Raw genomic sequence first — 18,054 nt, 5'->3', positions numbered from 1 at the left:
GAGGAGAGGGTCTGGAACCAGTTCTGGTCAGCTCGAGTACCGAGACACTGGCGTGTGCAACCCGGACTCGCCGTGCTGAGGGAGAATCGGCGGAAAAACGTCGGATTGACCGAGTCCCAGGTGCTCTCGCTGAGTTACGGACATGTGGTCGTGAAGCCAGTCGAGAAGCAACGCGGACTCGTTCCCGACTCCTACGAGGGGTATCAGATACTTGATCCAGGAGATATCGTTGTGCGCCCCACGGACTTGCAGAACGACCGGACGAGCATCCGTGTCGGGCATGTCAAGAACCGCGGAATTATCACGTCGGCGTACATTGGTCTTCACCCTTCTGGAAGCTGGGGAGATTCGTACGCGTATCAGTATCTGACCGTTGTCGACTCGTCGAAGCGCATCTATGGGATGGGCAGCGGCCTGCGCCAGCAACTGGGTTGGTCGGATCTGAAACGGATGCCTTGCCTTGTGCCGCCGGCCGAGGAGCAGGCTGCGATCGTGAAGTACCTCGCCCACGCGAACGCCCGAATCGATAAGGCCATCGTCGCCAAGCGCCGCCTCATTGCCCTCCTCGAGGAGCAAAAACGTGTCGAAGTGAGTACCCTGATTTCGAGCGGCGACACCAATACGGGGGATCGATGGTTCCCGGTGGTGAGGAATGGGTGGAGCGTGGTTTCTCTCGGACGAGTGCTTCACCGGGCAGTCGACGGTCCTCACTTCTCGCCCACGTATTCAGACTCAGGCGTTCCATTCTTGTCGGCCCGCAACATTCGACCCGGGGCGTGGTCGTTCGACGACGTGAAGTATGTCGATGAGGGTCTCGCGACTGAGTTCGACAGACGAGTGCGTCCTGAGATCGGTGATGTTTTATACACCAAGGGTGGGACGACAGGGGTGGCAAAGGCTGTCGATCTCGATGAGCGGTTTCAGGTGTGGGTACACATAGCTGTTCTGAAACTCATCAAGGATTTAGTCTCCCCGGAGTTCCTCGAAATTGTATTGAACTCCCCAGCGTGTTACGAGCAGTCACAACTCGAGACTCGAGGTGCGACGAACCAGGACCTTGGTCTTGGCCGAATGAAGAGAATCAGTATCCCGCTGGCTCCGCCAGAGGCCCAAACGTCCTTCGTGCGCCAAGCACGCATCGCTGCTCAGAAGATCAACAGTGTGATGCAACAGACTCAGCGTGAGATTGAGTTACTTCAGGAATTTCGCACACGCTTGGTGGCTGATGTCGTAACGGGTCAAGTGGACGTACGTGCGGTCGCAGCTGCATTGCCCGAGGCAGCTGAATCGTTCGACAACCTGATCGCTGCGGTCGATGATGATCTCGAGGTAGCACTGAGCGAGGGTGAGGAATAAACATGCAGCGTCTCAACGAGGACAGCTTGGAATCGCTCATCGTCACGCAGATGAGCGAGGGCGGTTGGACCGAGGGTGCGCCCGGCGGCTACGTCGCCTCCTACGCAATCGATCTCGGGTGTTTCACTGCGTTCATCGAGTCGACCCAGCAGCATCTCGTGGAGCCGCTCGGGCTCACAACGGAGACCCCCGCCCGCCACAAGTTCCTTGCTCGGGTTCAGGGTGAGATTTCGCGGCGGGGTGTCGTCCATGTCTTGCGAAACGGCATCGACCATCACGGTCACCACATTGATCTGTATTACCCGACACCTGTCGATGGGAACTCGAAGGCTGCTGAGCACTTCGACGCGAACCGGTTCGTCATCACTCGGCAGGTGCATCACAGCGTCAGTAGTCCGGGCGATGCCGTCGACCTTGTCGCGTTCGTCAACGGTCTGCCCATCTTTACGTTCGAATTGAAGAACAACATCACGAACCAGACGGTGGAAGACGCGGTTCAGCAGTACCAGCGCGACCGCGATCCGCGTGAGCCGCTGTTCGCGTTCGGACGGACGATCGCACACTTCGCCCTGGACGATCAGCGCGCGAGATTCTGCACCGAGCTCAAGGGCGCTTCTTCGTGGTTCCTGCCGTTCGACCAAGGATTCAACGATGGTGCGGGTAACCCGCCGAATTCCGATGGAGTCATAACGGACTACCTGTGGCGGCGAGTGCTCGCGCCGCAGAGCCTCGCCGGAATTATCGAGAACTATGCGCAGGTCGTGGTGGATAAGAGCCAGAAGACTGGCAAGAAGGTCTCCGAGGCAATCTTCCCTCGGTACCACCAGCTCGATGTCGTGCGCCGACTCCTGTCCGATGTCGAGGCGAACGGCGCTGGTCGTCGCTATCTCATTCAACACTCGGCTGGCAGTGGCAAGTCAAACTCGATTGCCTGGCTGACTCACCAGCTCACCGAGGCCAAGCATCATGGCAAGATCGCCTTCGACTCGATCATCGTCGTTACCGACCGCGTCATCCTTGACAGTCAGCTCACGCAGACCATCAAGTCGTTCCTGCAGGTGGGGTCTACGGTGGTGCATGCCGATCGATCCGGAGATTTACGCAGCGCGATTACCGCAGGCAAGAAAATCATCGTCACTACGGTGCAGAAGTTCCCGTACATTCTGGATGACATCGGTGCGGACCACCGTGACCGCACATTTGCCATCGTCATCGACGAGGCGCACTCATCTCAAGGATCGAAGACCTCTGCGGCCGTCTCACGTGCGCTTGCAGGTGTCGAAACCAACGAGGAGGACACCGTCGAGGACCGGATCAATCGGATCATTGAGGGCAAGAAGCTGCTGACGAACGCGAGCTACTTCGCTTTCACGGCGACACCGAAGAACAAGACGCTTGAGATGTTCGGCGAGCCGGTGCCGAACGACGAAAGAGGCACGAGCTTCCGACCATTCCACTCGTACACGATGAAGCAGGCGATCCAGGAGGGCTTCATCATCGATGTTCTCTCCAACTACACGCCGGTCGGCAGTTACTACAAGCTGATGAAGACTGTGGAGGACGACCCCGAGTTCGACGCGAAGCGCGCCTCGAAGAAGCTTCGTGCCTATGTCGAGGGCAACGAGCATGCCATCGCTCAGAAGACCGACATCATGGTCGAGCACTTCCTTGCCCAGGTGGTCGCGAAGCGCAAGATCGGCGGCCAGGCGAGGGCAATGGTCGTGACGTCCTCGATTGCGCGATGCATCGAGTACTTCCATGCGATCCGCGACGCGCTCGTAGCACGCAAGAGCCCGTACCGGGTGGTCGTTGCTTTCTCCGGTGAGCACGAATACAAGGGCCTGAAAGTTACCGAAGCGAGCTTGAACGGCTTTCCATCCAACGCGATCGCCGAGCAGGTGAAGACCGATCCGTATCGGATCCTTGTTGTCGCGAACAAGTTCCAAACCGGGTACGACGAGCCGCTACTACACACGATGTACGTCGACAAGGCCCTTTCGGGTGTGCTGGCCGTGCAGACCTTGTCGCGGCTTAATCGGGCGCACCCCGCGAAACACGACACGTTGGTCCTCGACTTCGCCAATGGACCGGATGAGATCCAACGCGCTTTCGAGCCCTACTACCGTACGACCGTGCTGTCTGAAGAGACGGACGCTAACAAGCTGCACGATCTGGTCAACGATCTTGACACGTTTGGCATTTACGCGCCTGAGCAAGTCGATGAGTTCGTCAGTCGGTATCTGGCGGGGGAGAGGCGTGATCGCCTTGACCCGTTGCTTGACACCAGCGTCGCTGAGTACATCGAACTTCTCGATGAAGACGATCAGGTGATGTTTAAGGGAAGCGCCAAAGCCTTCCTTCGCACCTACAATTTCCTCTCTACCGTCCTGCCATACGGCAGCAGTGAGTGGGAGAAGCGATCGATCTTCCTTGATCACCTGGTGCCCAAGCTGCCCGCTCCCAAGGAAGAGGATCTCTCCGCGGGAATCCTTGAGAACATCGACTTGGAGTCGTACCGCGCGGAGAAGCTCAACGCGATGAAAATCGTGCTCGATGACGAAGACGGCACTCTCGCCCCGGTCCCGGCCGCCAGCGGAGGGCATCTCTCGGACCCGGAACTCGAGAGGCTTTCTGCGATCGTCAGGACCTTCAACGACCACTTCGGCAACATCGAGTGGAACGACGCCGATCGTGTTGAGCGCTTCATCACCGAGGAGATCCCGAGGCTCGTGTCCGAGGATGAGGCCTACAAGAACGCACAGGCTAATGATGACCCGGTGAATGCGCGCGTGGAGAGCGATCGTGCCCTCAGTAACGTCATGCTACGCCTAATCTCTGATGACACGCAGCTCTTCAGGGAGTTCCAGGACAATAGCAGTTTCAAGCACTGGCTCGCCGAAGTGGTGTTCAACGCGACCTATCAGAAGAGCGCGTAGATGCTTTGCGGCCGACCATGGCCTTAAGTATGGCAAGGCCAGTGCGTTCGAGTGATTCAGCACGTCGAATTGCAATTAATGACCCACGCGCGAGTTGCACATGGCGAATGAAGAATTTCGTTGCAGATGCAAAGGAGCACGAGACGAGTACAACGTTAAGACCTTGGTTGGCAACGGCTTCGACATTGATACGCCGAGCGCGCTGGGCGCGCCAACAGATATGTGCTAAGAGTGGTTCTATCGTATTCTGAAATACCGGAAGTTTGATTGCGAGAACCGAATTGTCAGTCCTGTGGAATCTCTGCGAAGCAACGGGGTTAAAGGCTGGAGCGACGTCAATCATGCCGTCGGCGGACTTCACCTGATTGATCGCGTTCCTCTTGAGGTCATAGTTGCTGACTAGGGGCAGTGCGGCGAGAATTTGAGAACTTTCTTGACCAGGTGGCTACCCGGACGTGCTTTCTCAGATGGGCGAGATCGCCGTGGCATACCGTGCGCAGGTCTGCTCGCCCGGCTCGGCCGCTGACGAGGCAGCGCGGCGACGAGTCGGGTCAGTTCAGGACGTCGCCGATGATCCAGCTGGAGAGGCCGACCAGCGTGCAGACGCCGACGACGACCCAGGCGACGGTGCGGCGGGTGGACCGGGCCACGGCCTCCGAGGTGCGCGGGGTCGGGCGCAGCGGCGCTACGTAGGCGGGCGGCGCCTCCGTGGCGCCGGGGACCAGCCGGGGGAGGGTCGCCGGGCGGCCGTCGACCCAGTCCGCGGGCAGTTCGGCGGCGCGGGCGGCCTGCAGCGTCAGCTCGGCTCTGAGCGGCGAGCCCTGGAGCGAGCAGTAGGCGACGGCGGTGAGGCCGAGGCCGGCGAGGTGGCGGAGGGTGGGCGCGAACTGCTCGGACATCGCCGCGGTCAGCTCGCCCACGCGGTCGCCGTCGAGGCGGACTTCCACGAGGCCGCCGACGGGGTGGAGCGTCACCAGGAGGAGCCCGCGGCCGCCCTCGGGGACCACGCCGGCCAGACGAACGAAGTGCTCGTCCTCGCGCTGCACCTGCAGGGCGCGGCCCCAGGGCAGGATCGAGTAGCGCTCCTGGGGCGGAGCGTTGAGTGGGATCAGCAGCTCGGGGGCGACGAGGGCGACCGTGACGGAGGCGCGCAGTCCCTCCTCCGTCCGCTCGGCGCGGAGCCGGGCGGTGGTGCTGGGGGCGGCGCGACTCGCGACCACGCGGGAGAGCCCGGGAAGCGCGGGGGAGCGGCGGTAGGCGTCGGGGAGGTAGCCGATCACGCGTCCGCCGGCGCGGACCGAGACGGCGGGAGTGCCGGTGGGGTGGTCCGGCTCGGGGACGAGGATCACGTCGACGATCTGATCCGAGATCTCGCCCACGCGCAGCGGGCGGCCGACGACGGCGGCGATCTCCTCGATCCGCTCCGCCTCGTCGACGGCGTCGACGGTGGGGGTGCCGGCGGAGTGGGGGAGGCGGTACTCGACGTGCTCGGGGGCGGTGTCCGGCCGCCCGCGCTTCTCCTGCTCGTCCGGGTCGCCGGGCGCCGAGTCCTCTGAGGAGCGGCGGGCGTCGGTCCAGGCGGTGCCGTCCCACCAGCGCATCGACCCCGGGTGGGCGTCATCGCGGTACCAGCCCGCAGGTGCGGCGCGTTCGTCGTCCACCGGGTCCCCGTTCTCTCGGCCCGTCGAGTCTACGAGGGGCCCGCGGCGTCCCTCCGCTCGGCGGGGGAGGCCGCGACTCCGCAGAAGTCGCGGTAGTCGCGCTCGATTACCGCAACTTCCGCGGAGTGCAGTGAGGCCGGGAGGCAGAGGCACCTCCGAGTCCGCGGAAGTCGCGGTGCTCGCGCTCGACTACCGCGACTTCCGAGGAGTGGGCGAGGCGGCGACGTGCCGGGTGACGCGGTGGCCGTCGGTGCGCTCAGAGGGCCGGGTTCTCGTCCGCCGGGTCCTCCGTCGCGAAGGCGACGAGCTGGGCCGGGGCGCCGGCGCAGTCGCGGAGGGCCGGGGCGGAGTCGAGGGCGCCGGCGAGCAGCCCGCTCACGTGCCGGGCGTGTCCCGGGTTGATCGGCGCGGGGTCCTCGAGGACCTCCACCAGTCGGTGGAGCACGGCGCAGGTGTCCGGACGCGACATGCGATCCACCGTATTGACGGCCCTCGCCGCCCGGTAGAGGCGATTCGCGCCAGACCCCCCGTCTACGCTTCGGACATGACTCGATTCGAAGGCTCCGTCGTCCTCGTCCTCGGTGCCTCCGGCGGCCTCGGGAGGCTGATCGCGGACGAGCTGGAGCAGCGCGGCGCGACCGTGGTCCGCTCCGGGCGCCGCGCCGGCGACCTCGGCGACGCGCCGCTCGTCGCCGATCTCCTCGGCGAGGACGCCCCGCAGCGCCTGGTGGACGAGGTCCTCCGCCGTCACGGGCGCCTCGACGGCGTCGTCGTCGCGGCCGGCGTCGTCGCCTTCGGCCCCTCGGCCGAGCTCGATCCGGCGGTGCTCGAGGAGCTCGTCGACGTGAACGCCCTGGCGCCGATCCGCGTGCTCACGGCGTCGTTCGCCGCCCTGTCCGCCTCCGGGAATCGGCCCTTCGCGGTCACGATCAGCGGGGTGGTCGCCGAGGCACCGACCGCCGGTCTCGCGGCGTACTCCGCCTCCAAGGCGGCCCTGTACTCGTTCGTCCGGGCATCGGCCCGGGAGTACAGGAAGTCGGGCGTCCTCCTGCTCGACGCGCGGCCCGGCCACACGGAGACCGCGCTGTCGCAGCACCCGCTGGCGGGCACGGCTCCGCGCTTCGGCGCGGGGCACTCGCCGGAGTCGGTCGCGGCGCGCATAGTCCGCGCCGTCGAGGACGGCGAGACGGACCTGCCGCCGGCGGCCTTCGACGCCTAGACGAGTCCGGGAACAGAAGCGGTCGCTCGTCCCTCCACAGCCGCGAGATCGCTCGGCCGTCCCCAGATCTCGGGATCCGGAGCCGGAGCGAGCGCGGCGCTCGCCAGCATCGACGCATGGGAATCCGTTATTACGCTTACGCCTTCGATGCCGATCTGACCGAGCGCGCGCTCGCCGACCCGCGAAGCGTGATCGGCGAGACCGCCCTCGCGGGCGCCTGGGGGATGCCGCACGGCGCCGCGATCGAGGCCGCCGACCTGCCGCAGCCTGTGCCGGAGGACGACATGCTCTGCCTCGACCGGGCGTGGTCCGGATTGCAGGCGCTGACCGCTCCGCGCTCGCCGGGTCAGCTGCCGCGGCCGGCGCACCGGATGCTGGAGGGCCGGGTCTCGCTGCGGGGGATGTGCTGGGACCCGTGGACGCGCGCCGTTCTGCCGGGCGAGGTCCCCGAGATCGCCGACGATCTCCTCGCGCTCCGGCAGGAACTCGAGGAGGGCCTGTCGCAGCACCCCGAGGGGGAGCAGCTCGGTCAGTACCTGGACCGCGCCGTGGACTTCGCGTCCCGGATCGCGCGGTCGGGTCGCGGGTTCGTCTACCTGATCGGCTAGCGCGTGCCTCGCCCGGACCGGCCGGCGCGTGCGTCGCGGCTCAGGCCGTCGCGAAGCGCTGGGCCGAGCGCTCGCGGGCCTTCGCCGCCTCGACCTCGCGGTCCTTCGGCGGCGCGGTGGTCACCAGGTCCTCGAGGAGGTGGCCCGTGATGTGGGCGATCTCCGCCACGGCGCGGTCGAACGCCTCCTGATTCGCCTTCGACGGGCTGGTGGCGCCGCTGATCTTGCGGACGTACTGGAGGGCGGCGGCGTGGACCTCCTCGTCGGAGGCGGCGGGCTCGAAGTTGTGGAGCGTGTGGATGTTCCGGCACATGCGACGAGGGTACGTCCGGGTGCGCGCGGGCGCGAGAGGGCGGACACCCGCCGTTCACCCCGGCGTCGCTCGGGGCCCCTAGCGTCGCTCCGTGCCCTCCGTCTCCGATCGCTCCCTCAGCTCCGACGCCGTCCTCGATGCCGCTCCCGGTGCCGCTCCCGATGCCGCTCCCCACGGTGCCCTCGTGCCGACGCCCGAGCTGCTCCGCTCGCTCACGCCCGAGGACGCCCGCGACCTCGTCGTGCTCGACGAGGACGACGACGATCCGGTGCTGCTGCGCCGTGACGGCACGCAGATCGACACCTGGCGCGAGGGCTACCCCTACGACGAGCGGATGTCGCGCGAGGAGTACGAGGCCGGCAAGCGGCTGCTGCAGATCGAGCTGCTCAAGCTCCAGAACTGGATCAAGAAGCACGGCCGGCGCCTGGTCGTCGTCTTCGAGGGGCGCGACGCCGCGGGCAAGGGCGGCACCATCAAGCGCTTCACCGAGCACCTCAACCCGCGCGGCGCCCGGGTCGTCGCGCTCGAGAAGCCGACCGAGCGGGAGGGCACGCAGTGGTACTTCCAGCGCTACGTCTCGCACCTGCCCGCCGCGGGCGAGATCGTGCTGTTCGACCGCTCCTGGTACAACCGGGCGGGGGTCGAGCGCGTGATGGGCTTCTGCACTCCGGAGCAGTACGACGAGTTCGTCCGGCAGACGCCGCTGTTCGAGAGCATGCTCGTCGGCGAGGGCATCGACCTGGTCAAGCTCTGGTTCTCGGTCTCGGCCGAGGAGCAGCGCACCCGGTTCACCATCCGGATGATCGACCCGGTGCGGCAGTGGAAGCTCTCGCCGATGGACCTCGCCTCGCTGGACAAGTGGGACGACTACACCGCGGCCAAGGAGGCGATGATGGCGGCGACCGACACCGCCGACGCGCCGTGGACCATCGTCAAGAGCAACGACAAGAAGCGCGCCCGGCTCGAGGCGATGCGCTACGTGCTGAGCCTCTACGACTACGACGGCCGGGACGACGAGGTCGTGTCGCCGCTCGGGCCGGACCCGCTGATCGTCGGCTCGGCGGCGGACGTCTACGAGCGCGGCGAGCACGCGGCGACCGCTCGGTCCGCCGAGTAGCGCCGGACCGGGGGACGGGATCATGGGGGACACGACCGTGGGGGACGGGATGAGGAACGACGACGGCGTGCGCGATCTGCCGGGGGTGCACCTGCGCTGGCTCGCGCTCGACGAGCAGCGCCTCGACGCCGAGCGGCTGCTGCCGCTGCTCGGCACGGCGGAGCGGGAGCGCTACCGCGCGACGGGGTCGGCGGCGGTGGCGGAGCGCTTCGTCTTCGGCCGCGTCCTGCTGCGCATGCTCGCGGGCGAGCTCCTGGGGCTGTCCGCCTCGATGGTCCGGGTCACCGCCCGCTGCTCCCGCTGCGGCGGTCCGCACGGGCGCCCCTGGATCGAGGGCGCCGAGCACCTCTCCGTCAGCATCGCGCACTGCCCGGGCGCGGTCGTCGTCGCGGCCAGCAGCGCGGGCGTCGTCGGGGTCGACGTCGAGCCGGTCGCGGGTCCGCCCGAGCGCGGCGTCGCGATCACGCGGATCGCCGGCGCTCCCTTCGCCACGGGCGGGTTCCGCGCGGCCGACCCGATCCTGCACTGGACCCGCATCGAGGCCGCGCTGAAGGCGGACGGCCGCGGGCTGGACGTCGACCCGCGGCGCGTCCGGATCCACGAGTCGCGCTTCACCGCGGAGGCACGGATCGACACCTCGCGCTTCCGGCTCGCCGAGCCGCACCTCGACCCGTCGCTCCGGGTCAGCGTCGCGCTGGGCGACTCCGTCGGCGGTGCCGGTCCGATCATCGGCTGGCGCCGCGAGCACGGCGACGCGCTCGAGGACTCGCTGGTCTCAGCGGGCGGCCGGTAGCGGCGGCAGCCGCACGTCGACGAGCCAGGCGTCGAGCAGCGCTTCGACAGCCGAGACGGCCGTGCCGCCCGCGATCTCCGAGCCTCCGGCGACCTCGGCGCAGAGCGCGCGGAAGTCGACCTCGCTGGCGGTGGCGGACGCGTGCCGCGCGGTCCAGGTGCGCAGGAGCTGGAAGAACGCCTCGTCGCCGAGCCGGAGCCGCAGCGCGTGCAGCGTCAGCGCGCCCCGCTTGTAGACGCGATCGTCGAAGAGGTCCACCGGTCCTGGGTCGCCCAGCACGAGGTCCTGGCGCTGGAACCGCAGGAGCGCGTGGTGCCGGCGGGCCTGGGCGTCGGCGCTGAGTCCGCCCGACTCCTCCGACCACAGCCACTCGGCGTAGCAGGCGAAGCCCTCGTTCAGCCAGATGTGCCGCCAGCGGGCGAGGCCGACGCTGTTGCCGAACCACTGGTGCGCGAGCTCGTGGGCGATCAGCCGCTCCGAGCCGCCGCGGCCGTCGACGTGGTTCGCGCCGAACACGGCCATGCCCTGCGCCTCGAGCGGGATCTCCAGCTCGTCCGCGGTGACCACGACGGTGTACTGGCGGAACGGGTACGGGCCGAAGACCCGGGAGAAGAACGCGAGCATGGCGCTGAGCGGTGCGAAGTCGCGGGCGACCCGCGCGGCCAGCGCGGCCGGGCGCGCCAGCGTCACGGCCACTCCGGAGAGCAGGCGGTCCTCGAGCACGTAGCGGCCGATCTGCACCGACGCGAGGTAGCTCGCGGTCGGCTCGCGCTGCTCGTACAGCCAGGTGCGGCGGCCCGAGCGCTCGCTCGTCTCGAGCAGCACGCCGTTCGCGAGCACGGAGTAGCCCTCCTCCGCGCTCACCCTGATCCGGTAGGTCGCCTTGTCGGCGACGTCGTCGTTGCAGGGGTACCAGGTCGACGCGCCGGAGGGCTGCGAGGCGACGAGCACGCCGTCGGTCAGCTCCTCCCAGCCGAGCTCGCCCCAGTGGCTGGCGCGCGGCCCGGGGTGCCCGCCGTACTCGATCTCGACGACGGCGCTCGCGCCGGCCTCGAGCGGCTCGGCGGGGGTGATCCGGAGCTTGTGCGCCGCCTGGTCGCTGCGCGCCTTGCGTCCGGCGACCCGCACCCGCGTCGCCCGGAGGCGACTGAGATCGAGCGAGAAGCGGCGCAGCGGCTGCAGCGCGACGATCCGCAGGGTCGCCCGGCCGGCGAGCCGGTTGCTCGAGACCCGGTAGTCCAGGTCGAGCTCGTAGGACTCGACGCGGTAGCCGGTGTTGCCGATGCCGGGGAGGTACGGGTCGCCCGCCGTCTCCAGCCCGGTCTGCGCGTCGCTCACGCGACGGGCGCGTGGTAGTCGCCGATGCGGACCTCGCGCCACGGGCCGATCGGGTTGCCGCTCCAGCGGCTGCCCGCGGGCACGAGCTCGCCGCGCATGACGAGGGAGGCGGGGCCGACCGTGCCGTGCGCCGCGATCGTCGCGGCGGGGAGGATCACGCTGTGCGGGCCGAGGGTCGCGCCGGCGTCGAGACTCACGAGATCCATGCTCATGATTCGATCATGGAACAGGTGGGTCTGCACGACGCAGCCCCGGTTCACGGTCGCTCCGTCGCCCAGATCGACCAGATCTGCCTCCGGGAGCCAGTAGCTGTCGCACCAGACTCCGCGGCCGATCCGCGCGCCGAGGCTCCGCAGCCACCAGACGAGGGCGGGCGTTCCGGCCGCGGCGTGCGCGAACCACGGCGCCGCCACCATCTCGGTGAAGGTGTCGGCGAGCTCGCTGCGCCAGACGAAGGAGGACCACAGCGGCTGCTCGCTCGGCCGCACGCGCTGGATCAGGAGCCACTTCGCCCCGGTCGAGACACCGGCGGCGACCGCACCGGCGGCGAGCAGGACGACGCCGCCTGCGACCGCTGTCGCGATCGCCCCGATCACCGGCACCAGCGCCAGCAGTGCCGCCACGACGCCGAGGCCGATCGCCATCGAGACGACGACCGGGACGAAGCGCAGCAGCTCCCAGGCGATGCGCGCGGCACGCAGGCGCGCGGCCGGGCGGAACGTGCGCGCCGACTCCGCCTCGACCACCGTGCGCCGCAGCCGCACGGGCGGGGAGCCGAGCCAGGACGATCCCGCCTTCGACTTCCGCGGGGCGGAGGAGAGCACCGCGACCAGTCCGCCCGCCGGCACCGTGTGGCCGGGCGCCGCCATCCCGGAGTTGCCGAGGAAGGCGCGCTCGCCGATCTCCGCGCGGGCCAGCCGCATCCAGCCGCCGCCGAGGGCGTAGGAGGCGACGAGGGTGTCGTCGGCGAGGAAGGCGCCGTCGCGGATGGTGGTCATCGCGGGCAGCAGCAGCACGGTCGAGGCCTCGACGTCGCGGCCGACCTTCGCGCCGAGCAGCCGCAGCCAGACCGGTGTGAACAGGCCGGAGTAGAGCGGGAAGAGGAGCGCGCGGGCGTGGTCGAGCAGGCGCTCCGTCGACCAGACCTGCCAGCCGATCCGTCCGCGGACGGGATGCGTGCCGGCCTCGACGCCGCGGCCGAGTAGGCGCACGAGCACCACGACCAGGCCCGCCAGCACGACGCCGGTGACGGCGACCGCGGGGACGAGGGCGGCGACGGCGCGGGGGAGAGCCTCAGCGAGATCCGCTGCGCCCTGCACGGCGAGGGCGAGCACGCCGAGTCCCGCCGCGAAGGAGACGACCGGCACGGCGGCGAGGCCGACCGCCGAGACCGCGTAGGCCCAGACCCACGGCGTCGCACGCGGCGGCCGCTCGGCGGGGAAGCCCGCGCTCGCCTTGCCGAGGCGCTGCGCGGGCGAGCCGCCCCAGCGCTGGCCGGCCGGCACCCGGCCGAAGACCGCGGAGCCGGGCTCGATCTGCGCGTTCTTGCCGATGCGGGTGCCGGGCAGGAGGGTGCTGCGGGCGCCGACCGTGCTGCCGGCGCCGACGCGGACCGCGCCGACCCGCAGGACGTCGCCATCGATCCAGTAGCCGGAGAGATCCACCTCGGGCTCGATGGCGGCGCCGCGGCCGAGGGTGAGCATCCCGGTGAGCGGCGGCAGCGAGTGCAGGTCGACGTCGTCGGCGATCCGGGCGCCGAGCGCACGGGCGTAGTGCGCGACCCAGGGTGCTCCGGCGAGGCTGACGGCGCCGAGCTGGTGGGCGATCCGCTCGGCGAGCCAGAGCCGCAGGTGCACCCCGCCGCCGCGCGGGTGGTCGCCGGCGCGCACCCCGCGCAGCAGTGCGCGGGCGGCGAGGACGGTGAGGCCCATCCGGCCGAACGGAGTGCAGAAGAGCGCGAACGCGACGACGAGCCCGGGCAGCGGCACGGTCGGCAGCCAGCCGAAGCCGGGCAGCAGGTCGAGCAGTGCGCAGACCGTGAGCACCACCGTCGTCCAGCGGGCGCCGCTCAGCACCAGGAGCGGCGCGCCGAGGAGGGTCTGCAGCACCTGCATCCGGCGCGGGACCGGGGCGATCCGGTGGCTCGAGACCTCGCCGGCGCCGGTCGCGCGACTTGCGATCTCGGCTGACATCGCCGCGAGCCGGGGGTGCGCGTAGACGTCGGCGACGGTGAACTCGGGGTCCTGCTCGCGGATCCGGGCGACGAGCTGGGCGGCGGCGAGCGACCCGCCGCCGAGGTCGAAGAAGTTCGCCCTCTCGTCGACCGGGACGCCGAGGACCTCGCGCCAGAGTCCGGCGAGCCAGGCGGTCCCGGCGTCGAGCCCGGGGTCGGCCGCGGTGCTCTCCGGCAGCGGCCAGGGCAGGGCGGCCCGGTCGACCTTGCCCGACACGCGCGTCGGCAGCTCGTCGACCACCGCGAGCAGCGGGACCAGGGCGGCCGGCAGCTCCTCGCGCAGCCGCGTCAGCGCGGCGTCGCGGTCGAGCTCACGGCCGCCGGCGAGGGCGAGGTAGCCGACGAGCACCTGGATCCCCGCGCCGGTGGTGCGGACGGCGGCCGCCGCGCCCGAGACTCCGGGCAGGCCCTGCAGCGCCGCCTCGACCTCGCCGAGCTCGATGCGCCGGCCGCCGAGCTTGACCTGGTCGTCGGCGCGGCCCTGGAAGACCAGCCCGGCGCTCTCGAAGCGCACGAGGTCGCCGGAGCGGTAGGCGCGCTCCCAGCCCAGCGTCGGCGCGGGGGCGTACTTCTCGGCGTCCTTCGCCGGGTCGAGGTAGCGGGCCAGGCCGACGCCGCCGATGATCAGCTCGCCGACCTCGCCCTCGCCGACGCGGCGGCCCTCGGGATCGACGACGGCGAGCCGCCAGCCGCCCAGCGGCAGGCCGATCCGCACCGGGCCGGGCCCGCCGAGGGGAGCGGCGCAGGCGACGACGGTCGCCTCGGTGGGGCCGTAGGTGTTCCAGACCTCGCGGCCGTCGACGGCCAGGCGCTGGCCGAGCTCGGGCGGGCAGGCCTCGCCGCCGAAGATGAGCAGGCGGACGTTCTCGAGCGACTCGGCGGGCCAGAGCGCGGCGAGGGTGGGCACGGTCGAGACGACGGTGATGCCGTGCGTCGTCAGCCAGGGCCCGAGGTCCATCCCGCTGCGCACGAGCGAGCGCGGGGCGGGCACGAGGCAGGCGCCGTGCCGCCAGGCCAGCCACATCTCCTCGCAGGAGGCGTCGAAGGCGACCGAGAGGCCCGCGAGCACCCGGTCGCCGGGCCCGAGGGGCTCGGCCTGGAGGAAGACGCGCGCCTCGGCGTCGACGAAGGCCGCGGCCGAGCGGTGGCTGACGGCCACGCCCTTCGGCGTGCCGGTCGAGCCCGAGGTGAAGATGATCCAGGCGTCGTCCTCGAGGGTCGGCGGCTGCAGCAGCGGGATCGAGGCGGTGCTGGGGTGCGGTGCCGACCCGGTGAACAGTCGCGCGGGCTCCGCGTCGGCGCGCTCGAAGCGGCCGGAGCCGGTGATGACACCGCGGACGGCGGCCTCGCCGAAGACGAGTCGCGCCCGCTCCTCGGGGTCGTCGGCGTCGACCGGGACGTAGGCGGCACCGGCGGCGAGGATGCTGAGGATCGCGAGGTAGAGCTCGCGCGAGCCGCTCGCCATCCGCACGCCCACTCGGTCGCCGCGACGCACCCCGGCGGCGGTCAGCTCGGCGGCGGCGGAGACGACGCGGGCGAGCAGCTCGCGGTAGCTCAGGGCGCCGGCCGGGTCCTCGAGCGCGGAGGCGTCGGGGTGGCGCTCGGCGGTGTCGCGGAGGACGTCGATCAGGGTGCGCGGTGCCGGGGCGAGGGCGCCGGCGTCGAGGAGGTCCTGAGGATGCGCGTCCGTGCTCACGAGTGCTCTCCGTTCCGGCCGCGCGTCCGGGAGCGGGTCGGCCGGGGCGCCACGGTAGGGGCACCCGGTGTCGCGGAGGTGAACAGCCGGTGCCCCGCGCGGACGCGGAGCACCGGCCCTCGGCCTAGTGCGCGACGACCGGGCGCGGGCCGTCCGTCTCGGCGGGGCGCTTCACGAAGAAGGCGGCGACGATCGCGGCGGTCGCGATCGAGGCGCCCCAGACGAACGCGGAGTGGATGCCACCGGCTGTGGCGACGACCTCGTCGACGCCCTCGCGGGCGAGCGCGGCCGACTGCACCGAGAGCACCGTGACGAACAGCGCCGTGCCGGCGGCGCCGCCGAGCTGCTGGACCGTGCCGATGATCGCGCTGCCGTGCGAGTAGAGCGCGGGGCGCACTGAGCCGAGGCCCGCGGTGAACAGCGGCGTGAAGACCAGCGCGAGGCCGAGGCTCAGCACCACGTGCAGGGAGAGGATGAACCAGGAGACCGAGTTCTCGTCGAGCGTCGTGTAGCCCCAGAGCGCACCGGCCACGATGATCGACCCTGGCACCAGCAGCACCCGCGGGCCGAAGCGGTCGTAGCCGCGGCCGACGAACGGCGCGAGCAGACCCATCAGCAGCCCGCCGGGGAGCAGCAGCAGGCCGGTCTCGAGCGGGGTGAGGCCGAGCACGTTCTGCGTGTAGAGCGGGAGCAGGATCAGCGTGCCGAAGAGGGCCGACATGCTCACCGCCATCATCACGATGACCACGGTGAAGTTGCCGGAGGAGAAGGTGCGCAGGTCCAGCAGGGCGCGGTCGGTCTTCTGCAGCAGCAGCTGGCGGACGATGAACGCCGCGAGCGCGACACCGGCGACGACGAAGGGCACCCAGGGAGCGACGATCGCCTCGCCGCCCTCGCCGAGGCTGCTGAGCCCGTAGACGAGCCCGCCGAAGCCGAAGACGGAGAGGACGACGGAGAGCGAGTCGATCGGGATCCTGCGAGGCTCGGTGACGTTCTCGACCTTGCGGAGGCCCAGGATCAGCGCGCCGACGGCGATCGGCAGCACGATCCAGAACATCCAGCGCCAGCTGAGGAAGTTGAGGATGACGCCCGAGATCGTCGGCCCGACGGCGGGTGCGACCGAGATGACGATCGAGATGTTGCCCATCATCCGGCCGCGGATCGCCGGCGGCACGAGGGTCATCACGGTGGTCATCAGCAGCGGCATCATGATCGCCGTGCCGCCGGCCTGCACGACGCGCGCGGCCAGCAGGACCTCGAAGGTCGGGGCGAGCGCGGCGCTGAGCGTGCCCAGGCTGAAGAGGGTCATCGCGGCGGCGAAGAGCGTGCGGGTGTGCAGCCGCTGGATCAGGTAGCCGGTGATCGGGATGACGACCGCCATCGTCAGCATGAACGCGGTGGACAGCCACTGGCCCACGTGAGCCTCGACACCGAAGTCGCGCATGAGGTCGGGCAGCGCCACGCTCATGATCGTCTCGTTGAGGATGACGACGAAGGCCGAGACCAGCAGCAGGCTGATCACCAGGCGGCTGCGCGGATCGAGCGCCGTCGAGGGCGTGTCGGTCGCGGCGGCGGGCCGCGTCTCGGGAAGGGTGCGCTCGGTCACAGGTGCGTCTCCGGTCGTGAAGGGGATCGTCGTGAGGGGGCGCATCGCCAGGGTGACGTCGATGCGACGGGTGGTACGAGACTCAGAACACTGCCAGGCGCCTCCGACATTCCCGATCGGCCGACATCCGTCGCGCATCCGGCGTGTCGGGAGCGAGGCGAGCGGTGACGCGACGGCGCACCGCCGCCGTTCTGCACGCTGGTCGAGCAGCCCCGAAGGGGCCAGTCGCGACTGCCTGCTGGTCGAGCAGCCCGCAGGGACCTGCCGCGACTGCATGCTGGTCGAGCAGCCCCGCAGGGGTGTATCGCGATTGCATGCTGTCGAGTAGCCCCGAAGGGGTGGATCGCGATTGCATGCTGGTCGAGTAGCCCCGAAGGGGCGTATCGAGACCCACCGTCCCCAGCAGGGCAGGTCGACAGTCGTCTCGTCTGTCGCCGGTGGATCTCGATACGCCCGCTCTGCGGGCTACTCGATCAGCATGAAGGGCGCAGCGACGTCTCCGAAGAGTGCCCGTCACTCGACGGGAATCGGGTCCCCGATCAGGCACCGACCGGTGGCGAGCGGTGCGACGACCGCCCCGAGGTACCTCGGGTCGCCGTCCTCGCCCGAGGCCTTGTGCCGGTACTGACCCAGGAGGCAGGAGTCGCCGACCCTCACCGCGACGAAGACCGCATCGGCCCTCTTGTCGGCGGTCGTGATGTCGGCCGTGACCTCGAGACCGGCCCGGTCCACGCCACCGGCGATCAGCGCCCGCGTCAGATCCGCGCCGCTCGGGTCGCCGATCGACGCGACCGTCGCGCTGTTGATCGCATCGAACTCCTCGAGATCGAGAGGCACGGCCGGACCGGGTCCGTCGACGCTCGGGACGGCGCTCGGAGCGGGCGACGGCGGTGCGGATCCCTCGATCGGCGGCAGTCCGAGTGCGCAGCCGCTGAGGACGGCGGTCACAACCGCGAGGACGGTCGCCGCCCTGGCGCCGGTTCGGGAGGGCGCCTGCGTCCGCTCGCGACTCCTCATCTGCACACCGACCGATCGTCCTTCTGCAGGATCGTCGTCGTCCTGGTCCGTGGAGGACCCTAGGCACGATCGACAGCCAGAGCGTTCCCGGCGCAAGAACTCGAGGACATCGGCGCATGACGTCTGGTCAGCGGGTCGGGCCGCACGCACATGCTGGTCGA

At 69.7% G+C, this 18,054-nt stretch carries 13 protein-coding genes; 6 read left to right on the top strand and 7 right to left on the bottom strand.

Annotation, left to right across the window (positions count from 1 at the left end):
• The first annotated feature begins 105 nt into the window (after positions 1-105).
• Both EDF35_RS18295 and EDF35_RS18290 read left to right on the top strand, forming a co-directional pair.
• Positions 106-1,356 carry a restriction endonuclease subunit S gene (locus tag EDF35_RS18295; RefSeq protein WP_166674167.1) on the top strand — a complete coding sequence of 417 codons (1,251 nt, stop codon included), beginning with the start codon at positions 106-108 and terminating at the stop codon, positions 1,354-1,356.
• 2 nt (positions 1,357-1,358) lie between these two features.
• Positions 1,359-4,292 carry a DEAD/DEAH box helicase family protein gene (locus EDF35_RS18290; RefSeq protein WP_133963370.1) on the top strand — a complete coding sequence of 978 codons (2,934 nt, stop codon included), beginning with the start codon at positions 1,359-1,361 and terminating at the stop codon, positions 4,290-4,292.
• Between the two features lie 551 nt (positions 4,293-4,843).
• Here EDF35_RS18290 and EDF35_RS20950 read toward each other — a convergent pair.
• Positions 4,844-5,953 (bottom strand): DUF2510 domain-containing protein, encoded by a 1,110-nt coding sequence (locus tag EDF35_RS20950; protein ID WP_166674166.1) that lies wholly within the window; start codon positions 5,951-5,953, stop codon positions 4,844-4,846.
• A gap of 256 nt (positions 5,954-6,209) precedes the next feature.
• Complete coding sequence (locus EDF35_RS18280) at positions 6,210-6,422, bottom strand: hypothetical protein (RefSeq protein ID WP_123445428.1); 213 nt, start codon at positions 6,420-6,422, stop codon at positions 6,210-6,212.
• Positions 6,423-6,497: 75 nt separating this feature from the next.
• Between EDF35_RS18280 and EDF35_RS18275 the strand changes: the two genes are divergently transcribed.
• Together EDF35_RS18275 and EDF35_RS18270 are read left to right on the top strand one after the other, a co-directional pair.
• Positions 6,498-7,172: an SDR family NAD(P)-dependent oxidoreductase gene (locus tag EDF35_RS18275; protein WP_133963369.1), complete on the top strand. Its 675-nt coding sequence runs from the start codon at positions 6,498-6,500 to the stop codon at positions 7,170-7,172.
• 116 nt (positions 7,173-7,288) lie between these two features.
• A complete protein-coding gene (locus tag EDF35_RS18270) occupies positions 7,289-7,780 on the top strand; it encodes a DUF1877 domain-containing protein (protein ID WP_133963368.1) in 492 nt (163 codons plus the stop codon).
• 40 nt (positions 7,781-7,820) lie between these two features.
• On the opposite strand, the gene EDF35_RS18265 is transcribed toward EDF35_RS18270, so the two are convergent.
• The gene (locus tag EDF35_RS18265) at positions 7,821-8,093 is read right to left on the bottom strand and encodes a DUF2277 domain-containing protein (RefSeq protein WP_133963367.1); all 273 of its coding nucleotides are present in this window, start codon (positions 8,091-8,093) and stop codon (positions 7,821-7,823) included.
• A 241-nt stretch (positions 8,094-8,334) separates the two neighbouring features.
• Between EDF35_RS18265 and ppk2 the strand changes: the two genes are divergently transcribed.
• Positions 8,335-9,210 (top strand): polyphosphate kinase 2, encoded by an 876-nt coding sequence (gene ppk2 / locus EDF35_RS18260; RefSeq protein ID WP_243840063.1) that lies wholly within the window; start codon positions 8,335-8,337, stop codon positions 9,208-9,210.
• 49 nt (positions 9,211-9,259) lie between these two features.
• On the top strand, positions 9,260-10,003 hold the full coding sequence (locus tag EDF35_RS18255) for a hypothetical protein (RefSeq protein WP_123445431.1): 744 nt from the start codon (positions 9,260-9,262) through the stop codon (positions 10,001-10,003).
• Here the strand turns inward: EDF35_RS18255 and EDF35_RS18250 are convergent.
• The 4 genes from EDF35_RS18250 to EDF35_RS18235 all read right to left on the bottom strand — a co-directional run bounded on the left by EDF35_RS18250 (position 9,986) and on the right by EDF35_RS18235 (position 17,824).
• On the bottom strand, positions 9,986-11,341 hold the full coding sequence (locus EDF35_RS18250) for a M1 family metallopeptidase (RefSeq protein WP_243840055.1): 1,356 nt from the start codon (positions 11,339-11,341) through the stop codon (positions 9,986-9,988). The two genes, EDF35_RS18255 and EDF35_RS18250, sit on opposite strands and share 18 nt — an antisense overlap.
• The gene (locus tag EDF35_RS18245) at positions 11,338-15,270 is read right to left on the bottom strand and encodes a Pls/PosA family non-ribosomal peptide synthetase (RefSeq protein ID WP_133963366.1); all 3,933 of its coding nucleotides are present in this window, start codon (positions 15,268-15,270) and stop codon (positions 11,338-11,340) included. The genes EDF35_RS18250 and EDF35_RS18245 overlap by 4 nt, the downstream gene beginning before the upstream one ends.
• 124 nt (positions 15,271-15,394) lie before the next feature.
• The gene (locus EDF35_RS18240; protein WP_133963365.1) at positions 15,395-16,921 is read right to left on the bottom strand and encodes a DHA2 family efflux MFS transporter permease subunit; all 1,527 of its coding nucleotides are present in this window, start codon (positions 16,919-16,921) and stop codon (positions 15,395-15,397) included.
• Positions 16,922-17,389: 468 nt separating this feature from the next.
• Positions 17,390-17,824 carry a hypothetical protein gene (locus EDF35_RS18235; RefSeq protein WP_133963364.1) on the bottom strand — a complete coding sequence of 145 codons (435 nt, stop codon included), beginning with the start codon at positions 17,822-17,824 and terminating at the stop codon, positions 17,390-17,392.
• Positions 17,825-18,054 lie beyond the last annotated feature (230 nt).

This window comes from Rathayibacter sp. PhB151, from assembly GCF_004366415.1.
Lineage (GTDB): Bacteria > Actinomycetota > Actinomycetes > Actinomycetales > Microbacteriaceae > Rathayibacter > Rathayibacter festucae.
Note: the sequence above shows the minus strand (reverse complement) of the source record. Positions and strands in the feature narration are given on the sequence as shown.